Origin of the sequence: Pseudomonas sp. PH1b, assembly GCF_000633395.1 — a bacterium.
Lineage (GTDB): Bacteria > Pseudomonadota > Gammaproteobacteria > Pseudomonadales > Pseudomonadaceae > Aquipseudomonas.
This window is the reverse complement of the sequence record NZ_AYMU01000082.1, coordinates 1-4,136: the sequence shown is the minus strand read 5'-3', so window position 1 is coordinate 4,136 and position 4,136 is coordinate 1. Positions and strand designations below refer to the sequence as shown.

Annotated in this window: 3 protein-coding genes; 1 reads left to right on the top strand and 2 read right to left on the bottom strand. The window is 53.3% G+C overall.

Translation table 11 applies throughout. From position 1 onward, the window contains the following. Positions 1–210: 210 nt before the first annotated feature. Positions 211–582 carry a DUF6088 family protein gene (locus tag U873_RS37380; RefSeq protein ID WP_029978910.1) on the bottom strand — a complete coding sequence of 124 codons (372 nt, stop codon included), beginning with the start codon at positions 580–582 and terminating at the stop codon, positions 211–213. 455 nt (positions 583–1,037) lie between these two features. Here U873_RS37380 and U873_RS0134110 point away from each other — a divergent pair, with 455 nt between their 5' ends. Then, a complete protein-coding gene (locus U873_RS0134110; RefSeq protein WP_025132486.1) occupies positions 1,038–1,940 on the top strand; it encodes a hypothetical protein in 903 nt (300 codons plus the stop codon). A 207-nt stretch (positions 1,941–2,147) separates the two neighbouring features. Here U873_RS0134110 and U873_RS35755 read toward each other — a convergent pair whose 3' ends face one another. Continuing rightward, complete coding sequence (locus U873_RS35755; protein WP_029978907.1) at positions 2,148–3,500, bottom strand: transposase; 1,353 nt, start codon at positions 3,498–3,500, stop codon at positions 2,148–2,150. Between the last annotated feature and the right edge of the window lie 636 nt (positions 3,501–4,136).

Here is a 4,136-nt window from a genome sequence, read left to right as displayed (position 1 = left end):
GAGAATCCGGGGCGATTCAGAAGCCACGCGCGCGGCGAGACTCAAAACCCGCGGTGTTGTAGATAGCCCAGGGCTGGTAACGGACCAGAGAGCATCCTCCTCTAAATGGCATGATGAACAGCTGCGATTTTTCCGTAACGGGGCCCCGAGCTTTGAATTGAGTGTCCGGCAGCAGGGTGTGGCCTTCCATTGGGGTACCTTTACCTCGCTCTATGACGCCATCAACTCTTCGCGTTTCAAAGACACAATGCTGAGAAACACGTTCCCATCTCGGGCGTGCGCCGACAGGCCCAGCATCTTTGCAGATCGCCCCCCATCAAAGACGATCTCTTCCTGATTCTTCGAAGCCAGGGCGCTAACTACCTTATCCATCGACGGCGTTACTTGCTCACCCTGGTCTTTAATAGCGGCTAGGTAAAGCCCACGGGCCGCGCGAATGAGCTGTCCAGCCTTCGTCAATCGTGAAAGCGCCTGATCAACAGCAGCCCGGCTCCCCAAGTGTAGAAAGTCTTTGGGACTCAGTAAGCCACCCTCAGACAGACGCCTACTGTGGTCTAGGATCGATTCGGGGAGGGTCTTCATAGGGATTAAACAACTCTCAATTCTGATGTCAGAATCTTATTTTTGTTTCTGACATTGAGCAAGAGATGATCATCCCCAACCGTCAGTCAATGCCTCTGGTATCCGCCTGCCGATAAATGTTGGTGCTGATCTTAAATTGACTCTCGAAACACTGCGGTTGCGGAAGTTGCGCCAACTTGAAGGCAGCCTTGAGCCGGAAAATGGGTCAATCCCGTATGGGCCTCAAAAGGTTCACGCTTCAGAGCTACATCAATAGCGTTGGATTTTGTCCAATCTCTGCGCGCCGCCGAACAAGAGGCGGCGGATGCAAGCCTGCCTCCTACTCGCTCTGCTATTCGGATTTAGCAATGTATTTATCCAGGCCAAGCCGCAATCGGTAGCGTCTGCTGTCATTTTGTCGCTATTATGCAGGCACGACAGCAAAAATACCCTCAAAACGACATCGAGCACCATCCATGGCCAGATTAAGCGTTCGCGACTTTCCTGATAACTTGCACCAGCTGCTGCTCCAGTCAGCTGCCCGGCATGAACGCTCACTGGAGAGGGAAACCAGGTTTGGCCTAGCGCGCTACCTTGAATCTCTCAAAGCGCCCAAGCCTGAGGCAGCGTCTATGTGTGAATCTTGGCAGCGCGCGACTGGTCAGCGCTTGCTAAAGCTGTTTATGAGGCTACGCGAAGACAACTTTTTTTCTTGGGGCGAGCGTAGCGATTTGCCACACCTGGCGCTTGCCTTGGGGGAATCGTCGCCGGCAACGCTGATGAACTGTGTCGACGGTCTTGAAGCGCTGTCCTTTGATTTGGCCAAGCGTATTGCCTACCACTACAGTTGCAGTCTGGAATGGCTAATCAACGGGTCTGGCTCTATGTTTCCATACCCAGAAGTTGGTGGGGAATATCACGGTTTTTTCGAGCCCGCTATCAGTGGAAGCGGTCTCAAGATCAAGTTGGTCCGGATCTGCTCCGCGGATGATGTCGAAGGCAATTTAGGCGACCAAGACGGTACCTTGCTGATGTTCAGATGCAGGGATGACAAACTAAACATTGCCTCGGGCTATAGCGGTCGCTTTTATCTCAATGGTCATATGGGTGGCGGTGGCCATGGCAACCTTGCAAGCTTCGTCAATTTTCTCAATGAGAATAAAAACTTGCAGTTCAGTGAATACAACTGCACAGCGCCGATTGATCGCTCTACAATGTGGGATCACCACCCCAGCTACTATCTTGATTCGAAGCATTGCAGCCGGGCGTCCTGGCTATACCCGCTATGTGCTGGTAGATCGCCTTCCAGCATTGACTGGATGCAGCAGCACGCCTATACGAGCCCAATTCAAAAGATTAACTACTTTGATCAACGCTAATACGCTGGCGTCCGTGTCCTCCAGCGAGCAGTCCGGTCGGCTCTTCTAAAGTGCTATGTGCAGCAATATCTAGAAAGCGCCCCATCACACCTGCCCGAGAAATCAGCTTTTCTCGGGCGTTTCGGATAATCCGTTCCTTAATCAACCACTTGTCCGTTTTGATTTTTCGGCGCCCTTTCATTTGATACCTCAATGGCTACGTAAGGCTTATTTTACAGGCCCTCGCGGCTTTGGCGCCCCTTTGGACTCGAATAGCAATCGGCTGTATGCGTCCTCCAAGCCCTCCCGAGTCTGCTTGGGTAAGGCTGGTTTTTTCTCACGCACCGGTTTCGAAGACGGATTGGAAGGTGAGCCTGGCGGATGGAGCTGTTCGAAAGTCTTACGCTCCTCGGCTGTTAGGGATGAAACAAAAGCCATCTCGCTCACCCGTGTAGCTCGATCGTCCTTGGTGAAGCTCAAGACGTTGGATGGCAACGGTACCGGGAACGGACAACGGAGGTCAGCCCTGGCCCCGGTTTTATTCTTATGAATGCTGATGCGAGTTAGCTCCTCGACATCGTCCCTACTGCTGGAGTACGAGGCTGAAAGGTATGCATTGTTAACGTCCTCCAAAGTAATCGTATGGCGACGGGCCGCACGGGCTTCGAGATACGCCACCTTGAACAGTTGAACAGCCAGACGCTTTATACCGAAAGTCCAGCGATACAGCTCATGTATCAGGGCACTTGGATCTGCAGATACGCGCCGCCCGCTCACCCGTATGCATTCTAGAACATAATCCTTCCAAGGCTTCGAATCAGGATGGTCCGGTAGCATGACACGGGGTTCAGAGAGAAGCCGTTGCTTGTCCTCACTGTTCCTTGTCAGCAATTTGTGACCCGGGCTGTAGTTGGCCACATAGATCATCGGGACCCCAAGCCCGGCCATGGTAAGGAGAATATCCGTAACGCGGGCTACTCCTTGACCAGTGCTCTGATGCTGCATCTCTTCGAGCATCATTAGTGATATACCATCGCGGTTAACTCTACGCCGGCACTCCGTCAGTAACTTTGATGTATTCGCTCTAACTCCTGCCGCGTCGCCACCGAGGAAGTCTTCCAAAAGCTGCCTGCCGCTAGCCTTACCCCTGGCGCTGGCATACCAGTACGAGATTAATATATGAGGTTCGTGATAATGGGCAGATGCATAAGGTGCAGGTCCAGGCATCACCTTCATCAGCGCACGGATAGTTTGGCTCTTCCCAACGCCAGCAAGGCCGGTGAGGCAGATAGGAAACGTCTCATCCTCAGGGGGGTGATACAGCCGCCGCTGATATTGCTGGTCAGTAGAAAAGCTCTCGGCGGAAAAGCTACGCGCGCGGTCAACGCTGTCTTTGATGAAGTCCAAAGAAAACTGGTTGGGAAGAAAAATCGCCTTCAGGGCCTCCGACAAACGTTCTGCGGCCAATGCGGGGCTCAACTCCTCAAGACCGGTCACCGGATCTGGATGCACTGTAACCAACCGCTGGATATCAGCCAGCGTGTCCGGTCCGTCAAAGCGCGTGGAAAAGATGTTAGTCATGACCTTTCCCCATTAATCGCTTCTGATCGGCCGCATCACGCTCGGCCGCTCCATCCTTCGCTGGGCGCCCCAACTTGCGGGCACCACTGTTCCAAGCTTTGCCTGTTGCTTGAAGAAACTGGGCATTGCGACCCTGGAGGATCGCGGGCTGTGTTGCCGCTGACCGAAAACTTACCCACTGGCGACCTTTAGCGGCCCCCCTTGCGTTTTTGAGTTGGTGCCCAGACTCTGGGGCTACCTTGCAGTCTTTTTGCGGCGCAAGGCGCGATACCGCTCGCTAGATTTTTGTGTACAAGAATAATGAATAGTGTTTTTTTCAGAACTATCTGATTGCAAAGGAATACTTGAGTGAGCGGAATCCACCGCGTGAACGGTACTGAGAAACTTTAATTTTTCCGGATGACGCTTCATTGACTTCGTAGTGATGGCAAAATAGCATTAGTCTTTTATCTCCGACAGTACCTCGTCTCGAAGGACCGAAGATGCAGTTTTTTGCCCTCGGCGCAGGTCTGTCCGTCGCCCTCGCAGCCCTGTGCCTTGTCACTGTGTTGAACCCGGCCATGGCCGCCCCGCTGAACAATCCCGGTGACCAGGACCTGATCCGCGACCGACAGGACCGCCTGCTGCAAGAGCAGC

What these genes read in the sequence shown, in the direction of transcription:
- U873_RS0134110 (WP_025132486.1), top strand. Translation starts at nt 1,038, where the DNA reads ATGGCCAGATTAAGCGTTCGCGACTTTCCTGATAACTTGCACCAGCTG.
- U873_RS37380 (WP_029978910.1), bottom strand. Translation starts at nt 582, where the DNA reads ATGAAGACCCTCCCCGAATCGATCCTAGACCACAGTAGGCGTCTGTCT.
- U873_RS35755 (WP_029978907.1), bottom strand. Translation starts at nt 3,500, where the DNA reads ATGACTAACATCTTTTCCACGCGCTTTGACGGACCGGACACGCTGGCT.